At 36.2% G+C, this 26,549-nt stretch carries 20 protein-coding genes; 10 read left to right on the top strand and 10 right to left on the bottom strand.

Translation table 11 applies throughout. The annotated features are described in order from the left end of the window. Positions 1 to 100: 100 nt before the first annotated feature. Positions 101 to 2,902: a DNA polymerase I gene (gene polA / locus H0X48_00730; GenBank protein ID MBA3953833.1), complete on the bottom strand. Its 2,802-nt coding sequence runs from the start codon at positions 2,900 to 2,902 to the stop codon at positions 101 to 103. Between the two features lie 114 nt (positions 2,903 to 3,016). Beyond that, positions 3,017 to 4,795, bottom strand: a complete 1,779-nt coding sequence (locus tag H0X48_00725) for a hypothetical protein (protein MBA3953832.1) — start codon at positions 4,793 to 4,795, stop codon at positions 3,017 to 3,019. 231 nt (positions 4,796 to 5,026) lie between these two features. Here H0X48_00725 and priA point away from each other — a divergent pair, with 231 nt between their 5' ends. Together priA and lon are read left to right on the top strand one after the other, a co-directional pair. Then, positions 5,027 to 7,006, top strand: a complete 1,980-nt coding sequence (gene priA, locus H0X48_00720) for a primosomal protein N' (GenBank protein ID MBA3953831.1) — start codon at positions 5,027 to 5,029, stop codon at positions 7,004 to 7,006. A 222-nt stretch (positions 7,007 to 7,228) separates the two neighbouring features. Further along, entirely contained in the window at positions 7,229 to 9,592 is a 2,364-nt protein-coding gene (gene lon / locus H0X48_00715) for an endopeptidase La (protein MBA3953830.1), read from the top strand. Positions 9,593 to 9,693: 101 nt separating this feature from the next. Here the strand turns inward: lon and H0X48_00710 are convergent, their stop codons facing one another. Both H0X48_00710 and H0X48_00705 read right to left on the bottom strand, forming a co-directional pair. Continuing rightward, complete coding sequence (locus H0X48_00710) at positions 9,694 to 11,484, bottom strand: ATP-binding protein (GenBank protein ID MBA3953829.1); 1,791 nt, start codon at positions 11,482 to 11,484, stop codon at positions 9,694 to 9,696. A 22-nt stretch (positions 11,485 to 11,506) separates the two neighbouring features. Continuing rightward, positions 11,507 to 13,174, bottom strand: coding sequence for a hypothetical protein (locus H0X48_00705; protein ID MBA3953828.1), 1,668 nt, complete (start codon positions 13,172 to 13,174; stop codon positions 11,507 to 11,509). A gap of 232 nt (positions 13,175 to 13,406) precedes the next feature. Here H0X48_00705 and atpD point away from each other — a divergent pair, with 232 nt between their 5' ends. Genes atpD through H0X48_00690 form a run of 3 tightly spaced genes read left to right on the top strand, consistent with a single transcriptional unit; the run spans position 13,407 to position 16,731 of the window. Beyond that, on the top strand, positions 13,407 to 14,876 hold the full coding sequence (atpD, locus tag H0X48_00700) for a F0F1 ATP synthase subunit beta (GenBank protein ID MBA3953827.1): 1,470 nt from the start codon (positions 13,407 to 13,409) through the stop codon (positions 14,874 to 14,876). 5 nt (positions 14,877 to 14,881) lie between these two features. Continuing rightward, positions 14,882 to 15,121: a F0F1 ATP synthase subunit epsilon gene (locus H0X48_00695; GenBank protein MBA3953826.1), complete on the top strand. Its 240-nt coding sequence runs from the start codon at positions 14,882 to 14,884 to the stop codon at positions 15,119 to 15,121. After that, positions 15,118 to 16,731 carry a DUF87 domain-containing protein gene (locus tag H0X48_00690; GenBank protein MBA3953825.1) on the top strand — a complete coding sequence of 538 codons (1,614 nt, stop codon included), beginning with the start codon at positions 15,118 to 15,120 and terminating at the stop codon, positions 16,729 to 16,731. Before H0X48_00695 ends, H0X48_00690 begins: the two co-directional genes overlap by 4 nt. Here H0X48_00690 and H0X48_00685 read toward each other — a convergent pair. After that, the gene (locus tag H0X48_00685; protein ID MBA3953824.1) at positions 16,728 to 17,411 is read right to left on the bottom strand and encodes a hypothetical protein; all 684 of its coding nucleotides are present in this window, start codon (positions 17,409 to 17,411) and stop codon (positions 16,728 to 16,730) included. The two genes, H0X48_00690 and H0X48_00685, sit on opposite strands and share 4 nt — an antisense overlap. 312 nt (positions 17,412 to 17,723) lie before the next feature. Further along, positions 17,724 to 19,400, bottom strand: coding sequence for a hypothetical protein (locus H0X48_00680; protein MBA3953823.1), 1,677 nt, complete (start codon positions 19,398 to 19,400; stop codon positions 17,724 to 17,726). 147 nt (positions 19,401 to 19,547) lie between these two features. Between H0X48_00680 and H0X48_00675 the strand changes: the two genes are divergently transcribed. From H0X48_00675 to glnA, 5 genes are all read left to right on the top strand, one after another. Further along, positions 19,548 to 20,006 (top strand): hypothetical protein, encoded by a 459-nt coding sequence (locus H0X48_00675; protein MBA3953822.1) that lies wholly within the window; start codon positions 19,548 to 19,550, stop codon positions 20,004 to 20,006. Positions 20,007 to 20,030: 24 nt separating this feature from the next. Further along, positions 20,031 to 20,798: an amino acid ABC transporter substrate-binding protein gene (locus tag H0X48_00670; GenBank protein ID MBA3953821.1), complete on the top strand. Its 768-nt coding sequence runs from the start codon at positions 20,031 to 20,033 to the stop codon at positions 20,796 to 20,798. Next, on the top strand, positions 20,795 to 21,454 hold the full coding sequence (locus H0X48_00665) for an amino acid ABC transporter permease (GenBank protein ID MBA3953820.1): 660 nt from the start codon (positions 20,795 to 20,797) through the stop codon (positions 21,452 to 21,454). The genes H0X48_00670 and H0X48_00665 overlap by 4 nt, the downstream gene beginning before the upstream one ends. Further along, positions 21,441 to 22,154, top strand: a complete 714-nt coding sequence (locus tag H0X48_00660) for an amino acid ABC transporter ATP-binding protein (GenBank protein MBA3953819.1) — start codon at positions 21,441 to 21,443, stop codon at positions 22,152 to 22,154. Before H0X48_00665 ends, H0X48_00660 begins: the two co-directional genes overlap by 14 nt. An 87-nt stretch (positions 22,155 to 22,241) precedes the next feature. Further along, complete coding sequence (glnA, locus tag H0X48_00655) at positions 22,242 to 23,648, top strand: type I glutamate--ammonia ligase (protein ID MBA3953818.1); 1,407 nt, start codon at positions 22,242 to 22,244, stop codon at positions 23,646 to 23,648. A 128-nt stretch (positions 23,649 to 23,776) separates the two neighbouring features. On the opposite strand, the gene H0X48_00650 is transcribed toward glnA, so the two are convergent. The 4 genes from H0X48_00650 to H0X48_00635 form a co-directional block, all read right to left on the bottom strand. Then, entirely contained in the window at positions 23,777 to 24,091 is a 315-nt protein-coding gene (locus H0X48_00650; protein ID MBA3953817.1) for a hypothetical protein, read from the bottom strand. A gap of 14 nt (positions 24,092 to 24,105) precedes the next feature. Continuing rightward, positions 24,106 to 24,645 carry a hypothetical protein gene (locus H0X48_00645; protein MBA3953816.1) on the bottom strand — a complete coding sequence of 180 codons (540 nt, stop codon included), beginning with the start codon at positions 24,643 to 24,645 and terminating at the stop codon, positions 24,106 to 24,108. Positions 24,646 to 24,705: 60 nt separating this feature from the next. Further along, positions 24,706 to 25,131 carry a hypothetical protein gene (locus tag H0X48_00640; GenBank protein MBA3953815.1) on the bottom strand — a complete coding sequence of 142 codons (426 nt, stop codon included), beginning with the start codon at positions 25,129 to 25,131 and terminating at the stop codon, positions 24,706 to 24,708. A gap of 80 nt (positions 25,132 to 25,211) precedes the next feature. Next, positions 25,212 to 26,426 (bottom strand): M23 family metallopeptidase, encoded by a 1,215-nt coding sequence (locus H0X48_00635; GenBank protein ID MBA3953814.1) that lies wholly within the window; start codon positions 26,424 to 26,426, stop codon positions 25,212 to 25,214. Positions 26,427 to 26,549 lie beyond the last annotated feature (123 nt).

Below are 26,549 nucleotides of genomic sequence, written 5' to 3'. Positions count from 1 at the left end.
ATTATTTATATAATTTTCAATAAAATTATTAGTTTTATCAAATACTTGCTTATTTGTGATAATAAAGAGTATGTTTTAACTTATTACCTTAACAAGCTTTTTACTTGGTAACAGCTTGCCAGTCAGCTCCAATGCGTGTTGAAACACCAAGAGGCACGTTCCAACTTACTACTTCTTTTAAAATAGTTTCAACAGTACTTAGTATAGAATCAAGATAGTCTTTGTGCGCTTCAATAAGCAGCTCATCATGAATTTGAATAAGTATTTTAGCTTTGTGCGACTCTTGAGCAAAGTGTGCTTGTAAGTTTACCATACCTTTTTTCATAAGCTCAGCTGCAGTACCTTGTACAACGGTATTAATAGCTGCACGACGAGCAAGATCATAGAGATGTCTATTTTTCTCACGAATACCAGATAAGTATCTGCGCCGACCACCGAGGGTTTCTACGTACCCTTTTTCTTGAGCAAACTCTGTAATTTTTTCCATCCATGCAACTACACCTGGATACTGTGCCATATAGCGATCGATATATTCTTTTGCTTTTTTATGACTAATGTGAAGATCTTTAGAAAGCCCATGAGCAGTTAAACCATAAAGAATACTAAAGTTAATGCGTTTACCTGTTTGGCGTTGCTCATGCGTTACCGACTCAAGCGGTACATCAAAAAGACCTGCTGCAGTCAGGGTATGGATATCTTGGCCTGTAGTAAATGCAGATAGTAAAGTAGTATCTTGAGACAGATAAGCAAGAACACGAAGCTCTATTTGTGAGTAATCGGCTGATAAAAACAGATAGTTTTCACTTGGCTTAAATGCAGCACGTACATGTAATTTATCAACAGGAATATTCTGCAAATTTGGCTCTGAACTTGAAAGTCGACCTGTAGTAACTGCTGTCTGACTAAAAGTTGTATGCACTTTTGCTGTATGAGGATTAATAGCATCACGCAAGCCTTCTAAATAGGTGCTCTTAATTTTATAAAGTTCACGATATTTTGCAATAAGGCCAGGCACAGGGTGCAGGAGCGCAAGTTCTTTAAGCACTTCTTGATCAGTTGAATATCCGGTCTTTTGAGTGGTTTTTTTAACCGCAGGAAGCTTAAGATAATTAAATAACAGATCTTCAAGTTGCTTTGGTGAATTTAAATTAAGTGTAGCAAAACTTTCACCAAGCAAATCGGTAATAGCATTGCGTAGCACCGTAATATCGTGTGTAACGACTGTATTAATCTGCTCTAGAACAGCAACGTCTACAAAGACACCCTCTTTTTCCATCTCGTAGAGCACCTGCATAGTAGGCATTTCTAAATGGAACAATAAATCTTTTAGCTTGCGATCATGCACTTCTTTCATAAACAAGTTATAAAGCTTATATGTTTGATGAGCGTCAGCTGCAGCATACTCAGTTGCGATGCCTAAGGGAACATAAGAAAAGTCTTTATATTTATTTTTTTTAACAACATCATTCCAAAAAAGCATGGGCTCTTGAAAATAATACTCAGAAAGATATTTAAGACCTATACGCTGCCCTTCGGGAACGACTAAGCTTGCAGCAATCATGGTATCAAAGACAATGCCCTTAAGTTCTATTCCAGCATGATACAACATCAGAGCATCAAATTTTGCATGATGCAAATACTTTGCAATATGTTCATCTTCAAATAATGGCTTAAGCTGCTCAAGCACGTATGTTTTTGAAAGTTGCAGCTCATCAGTTATATGACCAAACGGAATATAATATGATACTCCCTCTTGTACACAGACAGATATTCCAATTAAATTTGCTTGTAATGGTTTAAGTCCGTCACTTTCTGTGTCAAGTGCACAGTGTTTAGCTGTACGTATGTGGTTGCACACTTCGTTAAGCAACTCTTTTGTGTTTACGAGTATAAAGGTGTACCTACCATGTAAGGGAAGCGTTGGCACAGAACTTACTGTTTGTAGCTTGTCTAAGCTTTGACTATCTATATCTTTTACTAATGTTTTAAATTCTAGCTTTTCAAAAAAAGAACGTGCTTTATGCCAGTTATTGCGCTCAAAAACACAACCTTGCGCTGTTAATGCGGTGTCGTATATACGTAGTATAAAAAGTTGCTCACTTAAAAAAGCCTCTGCTTTAGCATTGATAAGCAGTTCTTGAATGCGGACAGATTTTACTGCGTTAATACTAGCATAGAGATCCTCAAGAGAATTAAATTGCTGCACTAATTGTTGCGCACCTTTAGGCCCTATACCTTTAACACCAGGAATACTATCGGCGGCATCACCTACAAGAGCATAATAAAATGGTATCTTGGCTATCTCAAAGCCAAGCTTTTCTTGTAAACTTTCAACAGTTATAAAAGCCTCTTTAAAGGGGTCTAAAATAGAGATATACTCACTAACTGCCTGACCCATATCTTTATCAGAAGTTACAAAAACTGAAGGACACTGCTCTCGCTCTAGGTCTTTAGCAATAGAATACATAAGGTCATCAGCTTCAACACCTTGCATTTGTACTTGTATGAGCCCGATATTATCAGCAAACTCTTGTATAAGTTCTTTTTGAGAAACTAAATCGCTTGGTGCAGCTTGACGTGAATCTTTATAATCTTCATACATTTCATGACGTACTGTTTTACCTTTACTGTCCCATACAAGAACCAAACCCTCTGGCTGATACGTATCAATAAGCTTTTTAATCATACGGCAAAAGCCGTAGACAGCCTGAACAGCAATACCATCTTTTGTATGCAGCGGCCTAATACTATAATAAGCTCTATATAAAAACGAAGAACCATCAATTATAAATACTCTATTTTTTGGGGCAGTATCCACCGGAACCTCAGTAGTCTTAAAGTGTAATGATCTAGCATAAACATGCTCTATAGTAAAAAGTTTTAAAATAATCTTAAAAAGCATGACACAATTGCTTTTTTAAGTAAAATTAAACTATTAACACTACTCGTTAACTAACCTTGAACAAAAAAAAGGGCTCGAATTACCGAGCCTTTTTATAGAAAATAATAAAATTTCTTATTGGATTGAGCATCGGCTAAAGCTTTTGCTTTCTCCATTTTCAGTTTTTTCAGAGACTATATCACAGTACTTAAAAATAAATTCTTGCGTAAATTCTTTGTTGTACTGAAGCCCGATAATTAAGGGAGAAAGACCTGCCTTATTAGCTTTTCTACATCCTTTATCGGTACCTTCTAGTGAAAGCAACAATTGAAGAACATTTGTACTTGGATATGCAACTCTATCTTTTACACACCCTTTAAATGCATAATGCCATAAGTTATTACCCGCTTTGTCACAAGTGTTTAAACTAAAGCCTCTTTTAAGAAGATATACTACAGTTGCTACAGAATCATGAGCAACTGCTTGTAAAAGGTGATTACGTTTATCATCTATGTAGGCTTTAATTAAAGAATTAGTGGCATATTTTTCACTTGGGAGCTTAGGCGAGCTATCTATATAAGAGGTAAAAGAATCTAACACGTGCTCTTTATCTGCATCAATAAATCTAAAAGAGTGTGTTTCTAGCTTTACAAGAAATACAAGCTGCTCAAGTGTTAAGTCGTCTATACTTTCTATAGACCATAAGCATGCCGTAGTGTCTTTAGAGCCAGTTAAAACAGACTTACCGTTAGCACTGCATGATATACATGAGAGAGAAGTAGTATGATCCTTAAGAATTTCTTTGTTAGTATTTGTTTCACTATCAAAAACACTAAGATTACCATTTCCTGATCCACTTAAAATATACTTATCGTCAGCACTAAATGTTACAGTTGTAGTATCATATGAGCATTCAACTTCTCGTGATTGTAATGTTTCTGCATTTAATAGACATATACTACTATGTCCTTTATAGAATTCAATTAAAGCATGCTTACCCTTAGAACTGAAAGTAATTGAGCGCACATTCCTTGTATAGAGAAGTACACGACTTTTACAAGTAGTTACATTTACTAACCGTACAGTTTCATCATTTGACGCATTACTCTCTGATCCACTTAAAGCAAACTTACTATCAGAACTAAACGCTACTGACCTTACTACGCCAGGATGAGGGAGTTCATAACTTTTCCAATTAGTTAAGTTCCATAAGCGGGCAGTTTTATCAGTAGACCCTGTTAATGCATAATTACCATCAGGGCTTAAGGCTACTGAGGTTATCCAACCATTATGACCTATAAGCATTTGGGATTGCCCTGTTTTTAGATCCCATAAACGAGCAATTTTTTCACGAGACCCTGTTAATACATACTTACTATCACTACTTATTGCTAGTGAGGTTATAGTACTTATGTGACCTTGCAACTTATATGATCTACCTGTTTTTAAGTTAAATACATATACTATATTACCTACTGGAACTACTAGAGCATAAGTGCTGTCAGGGCTAAAGGCCACAATCTTTATACCACTTGTAGATGCTAGAAGCTGTCTGCAAGTAAGAGTGGTTGTATCCCATAAGCGAACAGTTTTATCTAAAGATCCAGTTAAAGCATATTTACTATCAGGGCTTAAAGCCACTGAAGTTATATAATCAGTGTGACCACTAAGCACTTTAGACGTAATAGGGAAATTAGAAATTAGTGGAGTTAATACTTTTCTATATTTTTTAAGCAGAGCTGTCTTAAGATGTTCCTTAGTAGATAAATCTGAACTAGCTAACTGTTCAATTGGATGTGATAAAACGTTGTCAAGCATTTGATCTATAGAACTTTCATGCATACAAACACTTAAGCTAGAAAAAAGTAAACAGATAAGCACAGAACTGAATAAATACTTTGAAAATGTTGTCATAAAAGTTTCCTAATAAGCAATAATTATTTTATTTGATATAATTTAATAATAACTAAGTTTTTAATAGTGTCAAATAAAAATTATATAAACACACTACTAGTGCTATTATTAAAGAGTGCACTTTAAGCAAGCTTATACACATCAGTTTCTAAAAGCAGCTTTTCTTTTTCAAATAACCGCGTATTCTTAATATATATCGATCTTACTCTACTACAGAAATATGGCCATCAAATGCTCATCAACGTCAGGTTGCTTAACGGATATAAAGAAATATTTACGTATACCGTTCCCACTGAATTAGCATCAGAAAATCTGGTAGGAACTTTAATTAAAGTCCCTTTTCAAAAACGTATAGAAACCGCTTTAGTCTGTGAGCAATTTGAACATCTTAAAAATCCTGTTTCATTTGCTTTGCGTACTGCACATTCGTTAGAACCCTTTCCTCAAGATACTTATTATCAACAATTTATTAAACAGTTAAGCATCTATTATGCTTTAGATCCTTTTTATTTTTTTAAGCGCGTACGCATATTTTTAAAAGAAAAAGAAGAAATCGAACAAAGCGTAACAAGCCCTATTCTTGAGCATAGACCACTTGATGTTACTCTCTCAGAAGATCAAAAAATTATCGTAGCTGCTCTTACTCCAATTATAGAGTCACCACGCTATTACCCTAGTTTACTCCATGGCGTAACAGGGTCTGGTAAAACTGAAATTTATAAACAACTTATTATGCATGCTCTAAGCTGCAACAAAAGTGTATTGCTGCTACTACCTGAAGTATCTCTTGCCGTACAGTTTACTCAGCTCCTTAAAAAACAATTACCTGAGAGCGTACTCATATATGGCTTCCATTCAGCTACAAGCATTAAAGAAAAACGGACTTTATGGGAGCAATTACTTACAGCGCAGCCCATTGTCATTATTGGTGTCCATTTACCTGTATTGCTGCCAATAGCAAACTTAGGTGTTATCATTATTGATGAAGAGCATGATGTAGGCTTTCAAGAGAAAAAATACCCACGTATTAACACTAAAGAAGCAGCGCTCCTGCGTGCACAACTTGCAAAAATACCTATTGTACTTGGCTCAGCAACGCCTTCTTTAAGTTCTTTGTATACAGCTCAAACTAAAAATTGGCATTTTTTCTCATTAAAGCATCGTTTTGCGGGTGCCTTTCCTACAATACAACGGGTTAAGCTTACAGAAAACAAAGAGCAACGAGCACATTTTTGGATTACAAAAGAACTGCAAACAGCCATAGCTGATAGACTTGCTAAAAAAGAACAAACCATACTCTTTTTAAATAGACGCGGTCACAGCTTTTTTATCCAATGTACCGGTTGCGGCTTTATACCTGCTTGCCTTCAGTGCTCAGTTACTTTAACGTTTCATAATAATGGAACATTAATATGCCATTACTGTAATTTTACGCAAGCTGAGCCGACAGCGTGTTCTAGCTGCAAACTCGGGCCTAAAAACTTACTTAAAAAAGGTGTGGGAACTCAGCAAATAGTTGCTATCCTTGAAAAGCTATTTCCTACTGCTCGTATAGCACGAGCCGATTTGGATGCAACAGTAAATAAAAAAAATTGGCAACAGACTATAAACGACTTTCAATCAGGTACTCTAGATATTTTGGTAGGTACTCAAACTATTACTAAAGGATACCACTTTCCTAAAGTAACTCTTGTAGGTATTTTATGGGCAGATGTTAATTTAAGCTTTCCTGTCTATAATGCAGCTGAAGTTACCTTGCAACAGCTTATTCAAGTTGCCGGACGCGCTGGACGTCAATCAACTGAAAGTTTAGTTGTTGTGCAATGTATGCTTGATCATCCTGTATTTAACTACTTAAACGAAATAGACTATCTTCAATTTTATAATTTTGAACTTGAGAAGCGCACGATTGTACGCTATCCTCCTGTTATACGCCTTGCTGAAATTGAACTACGTCATACCCAAGCTGCCTGTGTTGAAAAAGAAGCAGATAAAGTTGCAGATTTTCTTATAACGTACACCCTTGAGAAAAACTTATCAGTTACCGTGTTAGGACCGGCACAACCACCTGTGCACAGAATAAAAAATGTAAGCATGCGCAAAATATATCTTAAGTGCCCTGACATTAATCAACTACTAAGATTATACGCAGCCTTAAATAAAAATAACTATCAAAGCACTCTGTTTTTTACTCCTAATCCACTAAATTAATTTTTTTATTTAATGCCAACTGCAAACAAAAAATGAACAGTAAAACTACTCTTAAAAATGCTGTAAAACGTGATGCTTAGCGTATTTTAGAATACTACTAGATTAGACCCTCATGTTCAATGGCTCATTAGATTATATATTGCCCAAATATTGTGTTTCTTAAACGACCTTAGCTACACTCAAGACAAGGGATAGTAAATAACCTAATAGAGGGGGAGTAGAATGAAAACTATCAACAATTCTATCTATGATGCCATGCCGGGAACGCTGCCAGTTGTCCCGACAATGGACGTTGTAGTGTTTCCAAATATGATTGTACCGTTATTGGTTCTTGATGAACGGATCATAAATGGAATCAACAGTGCCTTGCAAGAAGAATCAAAAATGATTCTTTTGCTTGCATCAAACAAACAGTCTGATTCGCATCAAGGAGCTATTGGCACAAAAGATTTATATAAAGTCGGCACTATAGCGTCTATTATGCGTCTTATTAAAATACCTGAAGGCGGTATAAAAATATTGGTACAAGGCCTTGGAAAAGCTGAAGTCCTTGATATTGTTGCTGAAGAAAATATTTTAAAAGCACATATTGAGCCTATCCATTTTGAAGAGCTTACTGATGCGACAGAAGTTTCTGCACAAATTAAAAATATTAAAACAGTAGCTGAGCAAATTTCTGCTTCAGGCCATGCGCTCAGTCCTGATTTTCATATAATACTGTCAAAAATTCATGACGCAGAAAAAATAGCCGATTTTATTTTGTCTCATCTAACGTTACGCGTCGATCAAGCACAAGCACTACTTGAAGCACGTAGTCACAAAGAGTTTCTTGAAGGTTTGTATACCTATCTAGCAAAAGAGCTTGAAGTAAGCGAAATGCAAGAGAATATTAAAAACCGCGCACGCGACTCTATGAATAAATCCCAAAAAGAGTTCTATTTGCGTGAACAATTACGGGCTATAAAAAAAGAGTTAGGCGAAGACGAAACTGATGAAGTTGAGCGTATGCGCACTAAAATGGCCGAAGTTGATTTGCCAGAAGAAGTACGTGTTGAAGTTAACCGCCAGCTTAATCGCTTAGAAAAAGCATCTCCTGATTCTATGGAAGCAGCAGTAACACGCACTCATTTAGAGTGGGTACTTGCTTTACCTTGGGGTAAAGAAACAACTGATAATCTTGACATAGAACGAGCAAAACAGGTGCTTGACGAAGATCATCATGGCCTTAAAGAAATCAAAGAGCGTATCTTAGATTTTATATCTATACGTAAACTTAAAACGGACGGCCATTCACCTATTTTATGCTTTGCAGGACCTCCAGGAACAGGTAAAACTTCTCTTGGTAAGTCGATCGCAAAAAGCTTAGGCCGTAACTATTTTAGAATTTCTTTAGGTGGCGTTAAAGATGAAGCTGAAATACGTGGCCATAGACGAACATATGTTGGTGCAATGCCAGGACGTTTTATTCAAGGCATCCGCAAAGCAGGATCTCTTAACCCTGTTATTATTATAGATGAGTTAGATAAAATAGGTGCAGATTTTAGAGGCGATCCTTCAGCCGCTATGCTTGAGATATTAGATCCACAACAAAACAAAACGTTCTACGACAACTATCTAGGTATCCCTTTTGATTTATCTAAAGTGATTTTTATAGCAACAGCTAATACTTTGGAAACACTCTCGGAGCCCCTACGAGATCGTATGGAGATTATTCAACTGAGTGGTTACACTCATGGTGAAAAAGTTAAAATTGCTCAAAAGCATTTAGTACAAAAAGCTCTTAATGATTCAGGTTTAGGTGGTCAACCGCTTGAATTTAGTGAGCAAGTGCTCGGTGACATTATCACTAATTATACTAAAGAGGCTGGAGTACGTGAACTTGAGCGTTTAATTAAAAAAGTATGCTCTAAAGCAGCACGTGTACTCGTTGAATGCAATTCGCTTATTACTATAACACCAGAAAATCTAGAAAAGTATCTAGGGCCGTGTAAGTTTATCGAAGAAGACATTCAAGGTGCGCATACTATTGGTATAACCAATGGTCTTGCATGGACTGCGTATGGCGGCGAAATGATAAAAATCGAAGCTATAGCAATGCCCGGCAAAGGTAAGTTAATACTTACAGGATCTCTGGGCAACGTTATGCGTGAATCTGCACAAGCAGCTTTAAGTTACGTAAAAATGCATGCTCTTGAGTTTAACATTAATCCTAAGATGTTTACTCATTACGATCTGCATGTCCATGTGCCTGGAGGCGGAGTTCCTAAAGATGGTCCATCAGCTGGTGTTACGTTGCTTTCTTCACTGTTATCTGCGTTAACTCAGCGACCGATAAACGCAGATTATGCGATGACTGGTGAAATTAACCTGCGTGGTAACGTTATGGCTATAGGTGGTGTTAAAGAAAAGATACTTGCAGCTAAACGCAACAAGATATCTCATATTATTTTGCCGCAAAAGAACAAAAATGACCTTATCGGTTCAGAGGATATTACCGAAGGTATTAATGTTATTTGGGTAAGTCATGCTGACGAAGTATTAAGCCGCGTTTTAATGCCTGTAGAAGTTAAAGCTATAGGACACTAAAAAGTCAAATCTACTAGTTAAGTATAAAAAAGAGAAGCTGGACAAATACTCATCCAGCTTCTCTTTTTTGTTTCTCAGTTTATAGCCTAGTGCTTATGAAACTACAGCCAAGTAGCAGTATTTTCTGTTGCTCTTTCAGCTATTTTAACTGCTGCTATTTGGTTTACAAGCTCAGGAGTTACGTGAGCATCATCAGATACATACGTAGCTTTAAGAATAGCTATAACCATTTTTGAAATATCACGACCAACAAAACCGTCAGTTTTTTCTGTTAACTGATTGATAAAATCAGCTGTAAGTACTGCTTTATCTATAGTTATACGTCTAGCAGGCTGTGGTTTATTATCAAGCCAGTTTACAAATGTGCCCCAACGATTTTTAGGTACCACTAAAGGCTTAGCTGCTTCAAATAAATATTCAGTGAAGTATTTTTTGATAATAGCGCGACGTTGCTCAAAGCCAGGCGCATCTATTTTAATACGATCATCGCAACGGCTTAAAAATGCTTTATCAAGATCTTGGGGTCTATTGGTTAATGCAACAACCATAAAGTCATAACTTTCTGTACCTGTATAGCCTAATACATGAGTAAGCAATTTACCTGTTTTATCGTTTACTTGATTGCTACGATTAGCAAACAGCTTTTCAGCTTCATCAATAACAATCATAAGCTTTTTAGAAGATCTTTTTGCAAATTCAAAAAGCTCAGTAAGCTTAATTAAACCTTCTTCAAGAGAATATTGCTCAAGAGCAGAAGCAGTAAAGTAAATATATTCTAGACCAGAATTTAAAGCTAGACGCTTTGCAAGCATAGTCTTACCTGTACCAGGAGGTCCGTAGAATAATATATTACCAAAAGGAGCGCCATTTTTTACTGTGTTTTGTATAGATTTATCAAGTACGTCTACACGCTTGGCAAGCTCAGGCTCTAAAATTACATCTTTTACTGAGCTCTTTTTTGGCTCTATACCCGTTATTTTACTTACTAATTTTTGCTTAGCAGCTTGCAAGGGGTTAATAAGCGTTGTATCAGTTGAAAGAGTAGGATTTCTGTAGTAATGCTTAATAGCGTCATGAGCTAACGCACTACCATATTTTATAGTATAATAACTGAGTATTAAAACAGTACTTGCAACAACAGCTTTTTTAATATTGCTTTTATCGGTTACTGCTGCAATAATAGCTTTTGTTTTTTCAATAGCAGCTTCTTTATTTGCTTCTGCATTGACAGCAGCTCTCTGTAGCTTTTGGTTACCTAATTGACTTTGTTTAGCATAGTCTTGAGCAGTAGTTATTGCTGCTTGGTAAGTTTCAAAAGCAGCTTTATTTGCATTGTCTATAGTTTCTTGAAGACGTTCACGATTTTTTTTAGCAGCTTCTTTTAATTCGTCTATTCTTTCAAGAATATCTTGTCTTTCACCAGCAGTTAAATAACGGCTCTCAAGTTTTTGGCGTAATTTAGCAACTTTTGCTAAATTTTCTTGTTGAAACTTTTCAGCTTGTGCAGCAGCGAAGTCAATACCTGCTTCAAGCCCAGCAGCCATTTTACTACCCATCCAACGCATTGCAGGTGAGTTAAAAAGAGCTTCAACACCATGTGCTGCTGCTCCAGCAACTCCTTGTACTCCAGCATTATTGACAACACCACCAGCTGCATCTCCTATATTTCCGCCAATATTACCTAAAGCTCCGAAAAGTTGATTAGCTCCGTTACCAAACATATCCATAAGATTACCAATATTTTGTCCTGCATCTCTAAGAACGTCACCAGCACCATTTACTTCAGCTTTGCCACCATTGCTATTATTATCTCCTCCAGCATACAAAGAGCTACAGAGTAGAAGAAGAATGCTTAAACTAAGAACTTTATTTTTTATACCAATTTTATACATGTGTTTTTTCCTTTATTACTAGTTATTTAGATCCAAAAAAATAATTATATGTTTTATATGCTTTATACGCTAAAAGTCCATAGGCCGGTAATGTTATAAGAGTATTTATTCTCGATTGCCCTGAATTTTTGCTTTTCCACCATTTACTTATAAGTGAACAAGGTAAGATCGATTTATCTTTGTAACTTGCTAGCACAAAATTTTTAATTTTTACCAATCGCTTTTGGGCTTTCGGCTCATTCTTTTCGTCACGAGCTCGTTTATATTTTTTAACTAACTTAATTTCCTTTTCAAGATGAGTTTCAAGATACTCAGACCAATCATCTAAAGCATTACTCGTAAATATTTGAGCTCCATACACTAGCGTCATATAATCAGTGAGATAGTGAACCCCATCTGAATATACCCATTTAGGTAAACCTAGATGTAATCTATTATTAAGCAGCTCAGCCATCTGACTATTTGCTCCTGATAAAACCTTACTTACTAAGAGGCGCGGATTAGCTAGTCCTTTTATTACAGAAAATGCCGAAGGAGGAGCTTGCCAAAAATATATAGGCTGCAAATTACCTTCAGCATCTTTTGCGTAGGTTGTTTGAAATAAATAAGGTATTGGCACGCCTGTATTTATTTGAGGTATAGTAATGTTGTCAGGCTGTAAATTACCTCCAACGCCTTTTGCATTAGTTGTAAGGTATGCAAATAAATTCGGTATGCCTGTATTTACTTGAGGTGTAGTAAAATTGCACGGAGCAATAAGCTTATCTGGCAATTTCTCAAGCCCTTTAGTTGCTGCCATAAGAGCCAAAGAGTCAAAAAAGATGTTCGACTTAATTGGATTGAGAGGCAACTGATAGGTATGATTTTTCTTAACATAGGTATGTAAATAAGAAAGCATAGAGTTGCGACTCTGAGCATAACTAACTTTATTTAAAAAAGATGCTTCATTATATAATTTGTCACAACGTATAAGGCCTTTGTGAGTTGCCTCTAAAAGCTCAAGAAACTTATCTGTATCGTTTTCTATAGAGTCAACAATGTGGCAAATCATACGTTGTTGTACTCTTTTATAAAAAAGGGTTTCTGCTGTTATTTGAGCAACAGCTAAACCAGCCTCTATAATATCGCGCTTATAGACGCCAAGTGTAATAATACTAGCATCTTGATCAGTATCAGCTTTAGAACCTTTAGTATTAAAACCAATATCTTGAATAAAGGGCGCTTTAGATGACAAGTCTAATCTAAGGTTATTTCCCAAAATGATACTTTTTAGACTAGTAACTACTTTTGGTTTTGTTTCACTACCCTCATCATCTTGTTCCTGTTGCGTAGTAACAGTAACTGGTTGAGTAACAGAAGAAAAGCGAGCCTTAAAAAGATTAAAGCTTGTCAGCAACGTATTTTGACTTTTTATTTGTGCATTAACAGCAGCACTTTCAGCTGCAGCGCGAGCTTGTCGTGCTTTTTCAACACGAGCGAGTAAAGCTGAAGTATCAACTTTAGCTGCTTTATCTACTGTTTGTTGTGCACGTTGCAATAGTTGCGCCATTCTCTCTGGAGAGATAGTTTTTTTTAGCTCAGGTGCTTGTGCCACATGAGCTGCCTGTAGACCTTCTTCCATTGAAAAAGATATATTCACACTAAGCAAGTTCGTACTTAAGAGCGCTATAAGCGCAGTTTTTTTAATCATAAACCCCACTTAGCTGTTGTTTGTTATTTTTAAAATAATAATAATTGAGACACTAGATGCATACTTATAAGCTTATAAATGTAAACTTTTTTTGCAAATGGTCAACTAAACCTCTTGTAAGACGTTTATACAAAATTAAGATAACGTTTGTGTCTAACCCAATCTTATTTTATACTGAAAGCTATAAAAACATCTTTTAATAAGCTACTGCAGAAGCAAAAAGGTAAAAATTATGATTTCACCAGAAAGTGATAACCTCCAAGTTTCAGGTGCAACAGCTCAAGAACCTAGTACAGGTACTATTTTACGTGTAAGCGGCACCATCATTGACGTACAGTTTCCCCGTGAACATTCACCCGATATATTTAATGAATTACAAGTTATTATTCCTGCACAACAGGGTAACCCAGAGCGCAGAGCAAGCGTAGAAGTTGCTCAACAGTTGGGCGACGGCGTAGTCCGCTGTATTGCTCTTGAAAATATTTTTGGCGTTAGCCGCGATTTGGTTGTAATCGATACAGGCGGCCCCATACAAGTACCTGTTGGTCCTGCAACATTAGGCCGCGTATTTGATGTTTTAGGCAGACCTATTGACGAACGTGGTCCTGTTAATAATACCCTTACTATGCCTATACATCGTGAAGCTCCTTTATTTATTGAGCAACGCATAGAAAACGAGATACAAGAGACCGGTATTAAAGTTATTGACCTTATGTGCCCTTATTTAAAAGGTTCAAAAATTGGCCTTTTTGGTGGAGCAGGCGTAGGTAAAACATTGCTTGTAACTGAGCTTATTCGTAACGTTGCCATTGAGCACAAAGGTGTATCTGTTTTTACCGGTGTTGGAGAGCGTACACGTGAAGGAAACGAGCTTTGGCTTGATATGCAACGTTTTAATGTACTTGATAAAGCAGTGCTTGTATTTGGCCAAATGGGAGAGATGCCCGGTGCCCGTTTACGTGTTGGCCTTACAGGACTTACTATGGCTGAATATTTTAGAGATAGCGAAAAGCGCGATGTACTGTTATTTGTAGATAATATATTTAGATTAGTGCAAGCAGGCTCAGAAGTATCAGCTGTTCTTGGCCGTATGCCTTCAGCGGTAGGGTATCAACCAACATTAGCTTCAGAAATGGGCGCCTTTCAAGAACGCATTACCAGCACTATTAACGGATCTATTACTTCCATTCAAGCAGTCTATTTACCTGCTGATGATATAACCGATCCGGCAGCAGCAACAACGTTTATTCATTTAGATGCAAGCACCGTACTTTCTCGTCGTTTAGTTGAGCTTGGTATTTATCCAGCAGTTGATCCACTGGAGTCTAATTCTAAAGGTCTCGATCCTCATATTGTGGGCCAAAAGCATTATACTGTAGCTCGTAAAGTACAATCTATTTTGCAACGGTACAAAGAGCTACAAGACATTATTGCTATCTTGGGTATCGATGAGCTTTCTGAAGAGGATAAGCAATTGGTTAAACGTGCTTTACGTATTCAAAAGTTTTTAACACAACCGCTCCATTCAGCTGAATTTGCTAGTGGCATTCCTGGACGCTATGTACCTAAAGATAAGACGGTACATGATTTTGAACGACTTGTTAATGGTGAATGCGATAACTTGCCTGAGCAAGCATTTTACATGGTTGGAACTTTAGAAGAAGCCTTTAGCAAAGCAGAAAAACTTACTAACGAATTATAACAACTATGAAATTTACTCTTATTTCTCCTACAGGATCACAAGTCCTTGAAATTAACTGGCTTGAAGTAGAAACGGCTACAGGTAATTTTGTTATACAGCCAGGTCATGCCCCGCTTATAGCACCTCTGGCACCTAACAAAGAAATTCAGCTAAGCCTTGAAGATGGTTCTACCACCATTATGACACTCGCTGGTGGCATTTTAGAGGTTAATCGAGACGATATTACCCTGTTGGCCTATTCATGAATAAAGCCCTGCCTATTGGTCATATTATAGCAGGATCACTTACTGATGGTCTTATGATGCGTATTAATGGTAATGCGCATCTTGAAGGTTTAAAAACGGGTAAGTTCGTTTCAATTTATGGTGATCAAAGCCGTTTTTTTTCATTGATAACTGATCTTAAGTTAGAAGTAAGTCATCCTGATATTTTACTTTTTCCGCCAACACTACAAGAACCACTTCTTAAGCAAGCACTCGCTACCAAAGACATTTATGCTACGGCAACATTACGTCCTATGCTCATGCTTACAGCACATAACATACCCGCACCGGTTAAAACTATCCCATCACATTTTTCTGCCGTATTTGAAGCCACTGCTCAAGAAATTGCTCTTATTTTTGGCGATGAAAAAGATCCAAGTAAAAAATATTTTACCATAGGATGCCCTCTGGACATGGAAGCACCTGTATGTCTTAATTTAGAAAAGCTTACCGAGCGTAGTAACGGTATTTTTGGAAAAACAGGGACAGGTAAAACGTTTTTAACACGTTTAGTGCTTGCAGGCCTTATTCATAACGATAAAGCAGTAAATCTTATTTTTGACATGCACAGTGAGTATGGTTTACAGGCACGCAAAGAAGGCAACCAGGAATCGTTTGTTAAAGGTTTAAAGACACTGTTTCCTGATAAAGTGGTAATTTTTTCTCTTGATCCAGCTTCCACTAGGCGACGTGGCGGAAACCCTGATGTTGAGCTCACTATACCGTATAGCGCTCTAGCTGTTGAAGATATTATTTCACTTGATACTGAACTTAATTTAAACCCTACCGCCTACGAAGCTGCTTATTTAATAGCTGCTAAATATAAAAAGAATTGGCTTGAAACCTTTTTGTCACAAGGCGACAGACTTAAGGAATTTGCTCAAGAAGTCGGAGCACATCCAGAATCTATTGCAGCACTGTATAGAAAGCTTAAAACTATAGAGCGCTTTCCGTTTATACAATCAACTCTTGAGCATGAACGACATAACGACGTTATAGATCGCATGATAGAGTATATCGATAAAGGTATCTCAATAATAATAGAATTTGGTAACTTTACTTCAACGTTTTGTTACTTGCTTATTGCTAATATTATCACACGTCGTATACACACGTTATATATGCGCAAAACTGAGCAATTCTTAGGATCACATAAAAAAGCAGACGAACCTAAAAAGCTTATGATTACTATTGAAGAAGCACATAAATTTTTAAATCCTCAAGCTGCTCGACAAACTATTTTTGGCACTATAGCACGTGAAATGCGTAAATACTATGTATCTCTTTTAGTAGTTGATCAGCGCCCTTCTGGTATTGATCCTGAAGTGCTTTCTCAGATAGGTACAAAAATAATAGCGCAACTTAACGATGAAAAAGATATCCAAGCAGTGCTCAATGGTGTAAGCAATGCATCACAATTACGCTCAGTACTCGCAACACTTGAAACTAAAAAACAGGCAGTAATTGTTGGCCATGCTATAGCTATGCCCGTAGTTATACAAACGCGTGAATATGATGAAAAGTTTTATAAAGCTATGATGCAAGAAGTGCATGTTAAGCCACTACATGAGCTTATACATGAATTATTTTAACCGATAAAAAAATTATACAGATAATCTATATATTTTTTAATTTGAGAACGTTCAGTTATTTTTCTGTTCATATTATCACAAATATAGAGCATAACATCGCTTGGTGATTTTTTTACAAGTGATACTAATACCCAATGTTTTATACTATCTTCTTGAACGTTACATATAAAATGCATACAACAAAGCTTTTGGGCAATAAATTTTTGTTTGAGTTCTTTAAAAAGAGTAACACCACGCTGCTTTTTTGTTTTTTCCATTAATTGATCTTTTTCTCTTTGAGAAAGGCCATATTTAAAAGTAATAGAAGTTGGTGTATCGAAAAATGGTTCAACAGTATTGTGCTTGTCAAGATATAAACAACACAAGTTCTCAAGCTTAAGTTTATCGGCTAAATCTGTAAGCGTAGTATTAGAACTAGCTTCTTGAGGATTAGCGCGCTTACTACGCAAATAAGATGAGCATAGCAATTCAAAATGGGATAAAATACTAGAAGAGTTATTAAGACCTGCCCTTTGTTCTGCTAAACAGGCATTATAAAGAGCATTATAACCACAAGACCAATTGTCTAGCTGCCGTACTTTTAAATGCACAATGGGCTTACTTGCTAAACTTTGCGGCAAAGACAGCTGTTCAGCACCAACAGAAGACACAACTAAAAGCATACTTATTATTTTTATCATAATTATCTCGAGATAAGAAAGTGATTGTTAAATAGTAGTATACTCGATGTTTCGTTTAAAAAATAGAAACTCTTAAATGAATACTTTACCACTTTTTATCTCAAAGCCAGAGCAAATAATATCAGAGCATATTTATAGACTTACTCAAGAGATGTATGTAAATCAGTTAATAAGGCTTATGTAAATCACTACATACATTGATTGATTTACATACATTACACTAAAAGTAAATATAAAAACTGCTAACCAATAAATAAATAGAGCCTGGTTTAACCCAGGCTCTACTGTTAAGTAAAATTAATAACTTAATAATTATGCAAGTGTATTACGTGCTGTACGTGCATGCGTTTTAATAGTATTAATATAATTTCTTAGGCCGTCTACCATATCAGGATTAAATGGCGGATTAGTAATATCAAGAACTGCTAAGGTATTAGCTGCTTGGTGAGCTTTATTTTGTAGTGCTTTATAATCACGATTTAAATTGTGATAGTTAGTTTCATGATTTTTAATTTGAGTACGAGCTTGATTTAATTCGTTGTTTATACGAGCAAGCTCAGCAGCTTTTTCTGCCTGTATAGCATTAAGTTGCGCAGTAAGTCCATTTTGCGCGTTGACTGCTGCAGTATAATGTTGGTGTAAGCTTGAATACTTATAATTCCAGTCATTATTATTATTGCTCAGAGCCTCTTGTATGGTTACGCCGTCACGTATACGTGCACGTTCAAGTGCTATCTGGCGATCTTTAACGTCAAGAGCTTTACGTTCACGCTCAATCTCAGCATACTGATTTTCAAGAGTTTTAACACGTGCTCGTTCTTGTTGTAACTTAGTTTCAGTTACCCGTTTTTCTTGATCAATACGTGCTTGAGCTTCACGCAATTGCAGAGCTAAACGTTCTTGTTTTTCATGTAACTCTTGTTTTGCACGTGCCTCTTGTCTATCAAACTCAGGCTTGTGCTGCTTTTCTTGTATATAAGTAGCTGTTGTAACAACATATTCTACAAGAGTTTCAAGACTAGCAATAAGACCTTGAGCTCTCTGCATAGTAGCTGTAAAAGGGTCTAATTGAGCTGGTTTTGTTGGCACGTTATGCACAAAGCTTTTTAGTGTAGAAATATCTGATTGAACTTTAGCTACATAACTTAAATAAGCAAATTGATACTGAGCATCACTATATAAAGCACGAATATGAGCATCAAGATCTGCTGCATAATGTTCAGCATTCGAAGCTTGAGCTTGTAGCTTTAATTCGGTTGCATACTTATTTTCATAATTCTGTGCTAAAGCTATATTTAGTTCCACTATACTTTTAAAGTATTCAGCAGTAAACGCTGTTGACTGCAATCTATAGCCTAAATCTTTAAGAGCATCACTTAAGGTAGTAATAGTATCTCTATATACTGCTTTACTAGCTGTTTGTGACCATTCCAATGCTTTTACCGCTAGATTTTCACTTGCTTTACTTATTTGATTAAGATCTTGTTTAAGCTCTTGAATATAAGCAGTTGTTAAACACCCTTGCAGCTGTATTTTAGCTTGAATTTTATGTACCAAATTAACAGTCGACTCTAAAGAGTTTTTATCATAAGGACCTTGAGCGCAACCAATTTCATCTTTATATTTAGCTGTAACACTTTTCAACAGCTGACTAAGAGAGGAAAGAAACTCACGTTCTTGCTCAAGTTTATATTCTTCACTTTTAATAAGCTCAAGTTCTTTATTTACTTTTTGTGTTTGAGCTTTATAAGCTTGTATATCACGTTCAAGTCGAGCTCTGAGCTTACGTTTATTAAAATACTCAGTTACTGCACACGTAGTGGCAACTGTTGCTATACCACTGGTAAAATAACATACATATTTAAGTTGATCTTTGCTTAAAGAGCGGGGCATAGTAAATGCAGCTGTTACATTAGTGGCAGGAGCAACAAGCATACCGCACAAAAGTGTATACGTTATAGAGTTGGTTCTATTTATATATCTATTCATAAAAAATCTCCTAAGAATTAATTCTAGTTAAAGTACTTTAAGTATCACATATCTCTTGATTCTTGCAACAGCTCCCTATTGCTTTAGAAAAAAATAGAGATTATAATGTAATAAATACTGAATAATTATTCGTTTTGTAGAGAATATATGGCAACAAAAAAAGAGCTTCTTTCTAGACATGCAGCAGTACTTGAACTGATAGCTCAGTATGAGATAGAAGATCAAGAGACACTTGCTCATATGCTTTTAGAAAAACATTGCATACAAGCCAATCAATCAGTTATTTCTCGCGATTTGCGACAACTAGGTATAATCAAAAAGCTTATTAATAATCGTATGCTCTATGAGCTACCACAGCAAAACACCGAAAGCGAAATGCTTAAGATTGCTGTTACTGCTGTTAACCATAACGAAACTCTTATTGTACTTAAGACACGCGAAGGACTGGCAAGTTTTGTAGCTGAATATCTTGATAAGCAAGCCAATAAAACTATTTTAGCAACACTTGCTGGTGAAAACACTGTACTTGTTGTACCATTTTCGAGTAAAACTATTAAAACAACGTACACTACTGTACGCTCATTAGTAGGCTTTAAAGCTACTTAAAACCATATACATAAAGGATTTCAGATGAAAAAACTAGTTATTGGCATGCTTGTTGCCGCAGCAGCATTTACAGTTGTATGGTACCGTCGTACCAACGATTATAAACCTTTAGGAAAAGTTCTTGTAGCAGGAACAAGCGCTGACTTTCCACCCTTTTCTTATAGAGATTTAGATAATACTATTGTTGGCCTTGATATAGACATTGTAAAAGAACTAGCTAATCGTTTAAACCTTACCCTTGAACTTAAAGATCGCCCTTTTACTACACTGCTTCCTGAAATAGAACTAGGACGCATTCATGTTATAGCTGCTGGGATGACACCAACACCAGAACGAGCAAAAAATGTTCACTTTACCAAGTCTTATGTTACAGGTAATCCACTACTTGTAGTAACCCTTGCTAAAAACCCTAAACTTACCAGTTTAGAAGAATTAAAAAATAAAACAGTTGCAGTCAACACGGGGTACATAGCCGATTTATACATGTCTAATATACCGGACATAACACTGGTAAGATTACCTAAATTAGCTGATGCATTTACTGCGCTTGAAAGTGGTAAAGCATACGCTCTTGTGGTATCTAATTATAGCTTAAAACCATACCTAAAAGAGCTTGATAAAGATGGCAATAAATTCAATACATTAAGACTTGAAGAAACTGATGAAAATTATGCATTAGCAGTGTCAAGTAAACTTCCTGCTTCTTTTGCTCAAGATATAGAAAAAACACTTGATACTATGCAAGCAGATGGCACACTCGATGCACTTAAACAAAAATGGGAAATTCTGTGATAACGTTAGAATTTTTAAAACATAATCTGCCCGCTCTATTAAAAGGTGCGGGCACCTCACTATCACTTGCATTCTTAGCAGCATCTTTAGGCTTTAGTGGCGGTACATTGCTTGGTATAGCTCAAACTCAAGGCTCACCCATGCTGCGTAGATTTGTAGCATTATTTGTAACTATTGTGCGTGGCACACCAATGCTACTACAAATATTCTTTTTGGATCTTATTATATTGCCTTACGCGGGTATCCATGTACATCCGTTTATTACAGCAGTACTTGCTATCGGCATTAATAGTAGTGCGTATATAAGCCAAGTGGTAAGATCGGGTATTCTTGCAGTGCCTTATGGACAAATTGAAGCTGCTCAAACCTTAGGCATAAGCAAATCAGATCTGCTGCGTTTTGTTGTTTTACCGCAAGCATTACGCACTATATTGCCTTCTTTAGGCAATGAACTCGTAACACTTATTAAAGATTCAAGTTTAGCATCTTTAATTGGTGTTATGGAATTATATCAACGAGGCACTATTATTATGTCACAAACACATCAAGCCTTACCTGTCTATATTGCTACCGGCATTTTATATTTGCTTATGACAGGATGTGTATCTTTTATAGTCAATAAAACTGAAAAGTCGTTACGTCATGCTCGAAATTAATCATCTTTCAAAATTTTACCACTCACGCGCGCTCCTTAATGATATATCCCTTACAGTTAAAACCGGAGAAATAGCTCTTTTTTTAGGCTCTTCAGGTGTAGGTAAATCAACACTTCTGCGTATTTTAAATAATCTAGAAGACTATACTCAAGGCACGATTGTACTTGACGGGGTAACGTTAACTCCAGAGCAAGCTATAAAAAAGCACTTAGTTGGTATGGTATTTCAACAATTTAATTTATTTGACAACATGACCGTTGAGCGTAATATTACCTTTCCGCTTGAACGAGCTGCAGGAAAAACTGCTCAAGAAGCACAAGAGATTGCTCATAAACTACTGATTACTTACGGTCTTGCTGATAAAAAGCAAACTCTTGTTACCAATCTGTCAGGCGGCCAAAAGCAACGTTTAGCATTAGCACGTAGTCTTGCCTTAAAACCACGTGTTTTATGTTTAGATGAACCAACATCAGCACTGGATCCTTTACTTACTAGTCAAGTAGCAGCCTCACTACAAGATCTTGCACGTCAAGGCTATATAGTACTTATAGCTACCCATGATACGGTACTTATTGATAAGCTAAACTGTACGATCTATCTTATGGAAAATGGTGCTCTAGCACAAACAGCTTCTTCTCAAGATTTTATTTTAAATAAAGATGCTTATCCAGACATTAAGAAATTTGTAGAAGGATCTTAAGTTCAAGTATTGCTAATTTTTACACAATAATTTATAACTCATACCTAGGCATCCCATTTCTACTGTTTTTAGTATCAAGGAGTTATAATGAGTCTGAAGTTTCATAGAGTAGCTAAAGCATTTTTATTTTTAAGTTTAAATATAAGCTTTCCTGCACTCTGCTCTCAAACGACAGAGAGTATTTTAAAACATTTAAGAGATCAAAAGGTAAGCTTTGTTATGTTCTCTTTTTGTGATCTACTGGGTAACTTAAAAGAAGTAACTTTACCTCTAGATCAGGTAAAAAATGCACTAGCTGATGGACTTATGTTTGACGGATCATCAATTAATGGGTACAGCAGTATCACTGAAAGTGATTTACTTCTGAAAGCTGATATTTCTACTTTGCGTATACTTCCCTGGACAACTGAGGATACCAAAACAGCCTGGCTTATAGCAAACATATACAAAAACAAAACTGAACGGTACGAAGCTGATCCACGTTATATTTTAGAACGAGCTTGTCAAGAACTTGCTGACTTGGGATACCAACTTAATGTAGGCCCAGAGCTTGAATTCTTTCTGTTCCAAAGAGATAAAGACGGTAATCCAACAGCGAGTGCCTCTGATGCAAAAAAATATTTTGATCCAGAGACAAACAACAAAAAACACCAAGAAAAACAACTTATAATAAAAGATCTTAAACTGCTTGGTGTAGGAGTAGAAAAACTTCATCACGAAGTTGCCTCAGGACAACATGAAATAAGCATTAAGTATGGCAACGCTCTTGCTTTAGCTGATCAATTAATAGTGGCTAAACATGCTCTTACAGTACGCGCTCAAGATATAGGATTGCATGCAAGCTTTATGCCTAAACCGCATAGAAATCAAAATGGCAGTGGCATGCACATCCATTTTAGTCTGTACGATACAACTACAAAACGTAATGTATTTTACAGCGAACAAGAAAGTACCCACTTGTCACCAGTAGCACAATCATTTATTGCTGGCGTACTCGAATCAATTAAACAATTTAGCTCGTTACTTAACCCTACGATAAACTCTTACAAACGTTTGGTTCCTGGGTACGAAGCCCCTATTTATATTTGCTGGGGCAATAAAAACAGAAGTACTCTTATTCGTATTCCCGAAATACATGCAGATGCATCTGAAGGCACACGTGCAGAAATAAGATGTCCTGATGCAACTTGTAACCCCTATTTAGCATGTGCAGCATTAATCAAAGCAGGACTTGACGGTATTAAAAACAATAAGCAGCTTGCACCAGCAATACCCGATAATCTTTATAAGCTAACACCAGAAGCGCTTAAAGAACGTGCCATAGAGTCATTGCCAACAAGCTTAACACAAGCCCTTGATGAACTTGAAAAGAGCACTTTAGCACAAGAGCTCTTGGGCCAAAAGGCGTGGCATGAATATTTACTTCTTAAGCGCAAAGAATGCCAAGAATTTGATAGAGCAGTAACCGATTGGGAACGTGAAAACTATCTATAAAAAATGTTTCTAGTATTAGCTTGACAATAACAAAATACACTGTTACGATCATCACATTAATTAAGACTACAAAACGTCCCTAAACGAACAATACATCCTAGTATTGTTCACCCCCCTAACCCTTCAGCTTATGTAAGTTGAAGGGCTTTTTGTTTTAAAAAAAGCCGCACTTCTTGATTTTTATTGTTATTAAAAATAATACCCTTATGTGTAAAGTGTGTTACTTCATAACCAGCTACTCTATCACCCTTTTTAACTGTATAGAGTATGCCATTAACGCTTACTAAGCCAAAAGGATCTGCTCCTACTTGTCCTAATGCTATACATTCACAAAAGGGACGAGCTAGACATGAATGTCCGTACTTAAAAGGATTTCTAGGAGTTTCTGCTAAACTACTGCTCATTAACGTTAAAGCAAACAAAAAAGAGAAATAATTGTTCATAGGGTACCTGGCTCTTAGGGGGCTGTAAAAAATTCAAGCTCAAATGTACAGTGCACAAAACTATCATCTATGCGTTTTATAGTGCTTGAAAGACAGCTTACTACATAACGAGAGCGCTCAAGACACTTAAAAAAAGAGAGTAAGCTTGCTACTGAACCACGAAAAGAAAACACAAAAGACGCGCTTGTATACTCTTTTTTATCATAGTTTTCTTGAGCTTTACAACTATCAATAAGTAGCCCATGAGATCGAGCACAATCAATAACCCATGCAAGAGCATGATGTATTTGCACGTCTTGTATTAGCGGCTGCTTATTTATAGCATGTGCTTGAGTGTCTTGTGTGTAATAAGTTACATATTTTTGTTTTTGCTTGTTTAAATAAGTAACGTTTTTGTTATAGTAAGCAACTGATGCTCTAATAGGCGTATAACAAAGCAACCACCAAAACAATACTGATAAAGCAATACAGGTAGTGGTTACACAGTACTGGGCTGTCCGTGGCAATCTACTAAAGTAAAAATAGCTTTTGTAATAATAACTTATAATACTCACACATACTCTCTTGTACTCTTGAATCTTTTCTTTTGAGCTTACTTACTAGACCAGAGAAATTCAAGCTTTTTCATCTTGAGAATTCTCTGGTGAAAGATCTGGTGTGAGTTCTTTTTGTTTGTCTTTGTTTTTTGAAGCTTCAGGTTTATATATATACGCTAATATACTCAGCACTAAGCCTGCAGAGACACAATAAAGAGCTACAGTTTTATAATACAGTTGAGTACTCAATTCATTTAAAGTAACTTGAGTATGCACAACAGCATCAGCATTACTCTGCTCATACAATTTAATATCTTTTTGTGCTTTTTCTACTTTATTAAGAAGGTGAGTAAACATAGCATCTTTTTGTTTTAGTTTATCTTCTAAATACCCAATATAGTTGCTCTTATCAAGTGAGGTCATTTTTGTAGTATCTAAATGCATAGTAAAGCTACTAGTAAAGTATAAACAAGCGCAAAAAAGAGTAGCAAAAAAATAGTTCATAGTATCCTTGTTTAAGCTTAAAATCATACAAAAAGAGCCCTCATCAAGAGAGCTCTTTGCATTAAAAAATTAGTTTACCATTAAAAATCGTGCTTAGTCCATTGCATAGGATCAATAGCTATATTATTTACACGCATTTCCCAATGGACATGATAGCCAGTAGCATAGCCCGTTTTACCTAAATATCCTACTGGGTTACCGCGCTTGATTTTTTCACCTACTTCTATATTAGCAAAAGAATCTAAATGGAATATAAGCGATAATACACCATAACCATGATCAATTACTATCGTATTGCCACTATGAGCATAGCGATTTTTAAGAGCAACTATACCATCTTGTGGCGCCCACACTACACTGCGTGGCGTATTATACAGATCTAAAGCTTTATGTTGTCTAAGACCACGTTCTTGCGTAGTTCTTATAACACCAAAATCAGTGGTAATTTGACGCGGCTCTTTAATTTCAGTAGGAGTTACAAAAACACCTTGCCATAACTTTTTTTGTGGAGATTTATGCGTTAGAGCCTCTATTTCAGCTTCCAAATGCTTTTCACTAAGACCCGCTTCATTTTCTGCTTTAATTTTATCAGCATCAAATTTTAAATTTTGCTTTTTAAACGGAAAAAGCACTACCTGGAATTTGCTTTCAAGGTGAATAGTATTACCTACCCTATCGCTTATTTCTATAGTCAGAGGATATTCATTAGCAATTTCATCACATTCAGTGGGGATATAGCATTCATAAATTAATGATCCTGCAGATTCGGCAAAGCAAGGATACGTTTTAGAAAGGGCTTTTACCTGTGCTTCTTTAATTTCTTTGTTTACCTGAAACTGGATATGTAACGTACGACCTTGAAATACTTTAGCATCTGTGTCACCTTTAACAAATGCAGCTTGCAGGGGTAAATTATCTACGCAAAAAGAGATATCTTTAGTACTTTTAGCTTTATTAAATGTACCATTGTGAGCTTCTATATGTAACTTGTGATTGCCATGACTCAATGTCTTAGTAGGAATACTAAACGTATGCTTAAACGCTTTTTTGTTGATCTTAAAATTTTCAGCAAGCGGTTTATCATCAAGAGACAACGATATAGTTGCTACTTTATAGGCATCTTTACCAGTAACAGTACACTCAACATCACCTGCATAACAACTATCAGGCTCAATACCCGCAACAGAAAGAGTTGGTGCAGTTTCTGAGAAAAAGTAGGCGTACGTATTACATCCTACCCAAGCGGCTCCAGCCAATCCAATAAACACTATACCATAACGTATTAATGAGCTCATAATTTCCTTTTAGCTGTATTTATTTTTTAATAACTACTTATACTATTAACTATAACTATTTTTTAGAAACTAGTAAAATATAGTTTAGATCGTTAGTGGTTATTCTAAAAAAAAGGACGCAGT

Source organism: Candidatus Dependentiae bacterium, from assembly GCA_013821315.1.
In the GTDB taxonomy this organism is placed as follows: domain Bacteria; phylum Babelota; class Babeliae; order Babelales; family Babelaceae; genus JACDHA01.
The sequence above is the reverse complement of the archived record's forward strand: the minus strand, read 5'-3'. Positions and strand labels throughout refer to the sequence as shown.

What these genes read in the sequence shown, in the direction of transcription:
- polA (MBA3953833.1), bottom strand. Translation starts at nt 2,902, where the DNA reads ATGCTTTTTAAGATTATTTTAAAACTTTTTACTATAGAGCATGTTTAT.
- H0X48_00725 (MBA3953832.1), bottom strand. Translation starts at nt 4,795, where the DNA reads ATGACAACATTTTCAAAGTATTTATTCAGTTCTGTGCTTATCTGTTTA.
- priA (MBA3953831.1), top strand. Translation starts at nt 5,027, where the DNA reads ATGCTCATCAACGTCAGGTTGCTTAACGGATATAAAGAAATATTTACG.
- lon (MBA3953830.1), top strand. Translation starts at nt 7,229, where the DNA reads ATGAAAACTATCAACAATTCTATCTATGATGCCATGCCGGGAACGCTG.
- H0X48_00710 (MBA3953829.1), bottom strand. Translation starts at nt 11,484, where the DNA reads ATGTATAAAATTGGTATAAAAAATAAAGTTCTTAGTTTAAGCATTCTT.
- H0X48_00705 (MBA3953828.1), bottom strand. Translation starts at nt 13,174, where the DNA reads ATGATTAAAAAAACTGCGCTTATAGCGCTCTTAAGTACGAACTTGCTT.
- atpD (MBA3953827.1), top strand. Translation starts at nt 13,407, where the DNA reads ATGATTTCACCAGAAAGTGATAACCTCCAAGTTTCAGGTGCAACAGCT.
- H0X48_00695 (MBA3953826.1), top strand. Translation starts at nt 14,882, where the DNA reads ATGAAATTTACTCTTATTTCTCCTACAGGATCACAAGTCCTTGAAATT.
- H0X48_00690 (MBA3953825.1), top strand. Translation starts at nt 15,118, where the DNA reads ATGAATAAAGCCCTGCCTATTGGTCATATTATAGCAGGATCACTTACT.
- H0X48_00685 (MBA3953824.1), bottom strand. Translation starts at nt 17,411, where the DNA reads ATGATAAAAATAATAAGTATGCTTTTAGTTGTGTCTTCTGTTGGTGCT.
- H0X48_00680 (MBA3953823.1), bottom strand. Translation starts at nt 19,400, where the DNA reads ATGAATAGATATATAAATAGAACCAACTCTATAACGTATACACTTTTG.
- H0X48_00675 (MBA3953822.1), top strand. Translation starts at nt 19,548, where the DNA reads ATGGCAACAAAAAAAGAGCTTCTTTCTAGACATGCAGCAGTACTTGAA.
- H0X48_00670 (MBA3953821.1), top strand. Translation starts at nt 20,031, where the DNA reads ATGAAAAAACTAGTTATTGGCATGCTTGTTGCCGCAGCAGCATTTACA.
- H0X48_00660 (MBA3953819.1), top strand. Translation starts at nt 21,441, where the DNA reads ATGCTCGAAATTAATCATCTTTCAAAATTTTACCACTCACGCGCGCTC.
- glnA (MBA3953818.1), top strand. Translation starts at nt 22,242, where the DNA reads ATGAGTCTGAAGTTTCATAGAGTAGCTAAAGCATTTTTATTTTTAAGT.
- H0X48_00650 (MBA3953817.1), bottom strand. Translation starts at nt 24,091, where the DNA reads ATGAACAATTATTTCTCTTTTTTGTTTGCTTTAACGTTAATGAGCAGT.
- H0X48_00640 (MBA3953815.1), bottom strand. Translation starts at nt 25,131, where the DNA reads ATGAACTATTTTTTTGCTACTCTTTTTTGCGCTTGTTTATACTTTACT.
- H0X48_00635 (MBA3953814.1), bottom strand. Translation starts at nt 26,426, where the DNA reads ATGAGCTCATTAATACGTTATGGTATAGTGTTTATTGGATTGGCTGGA.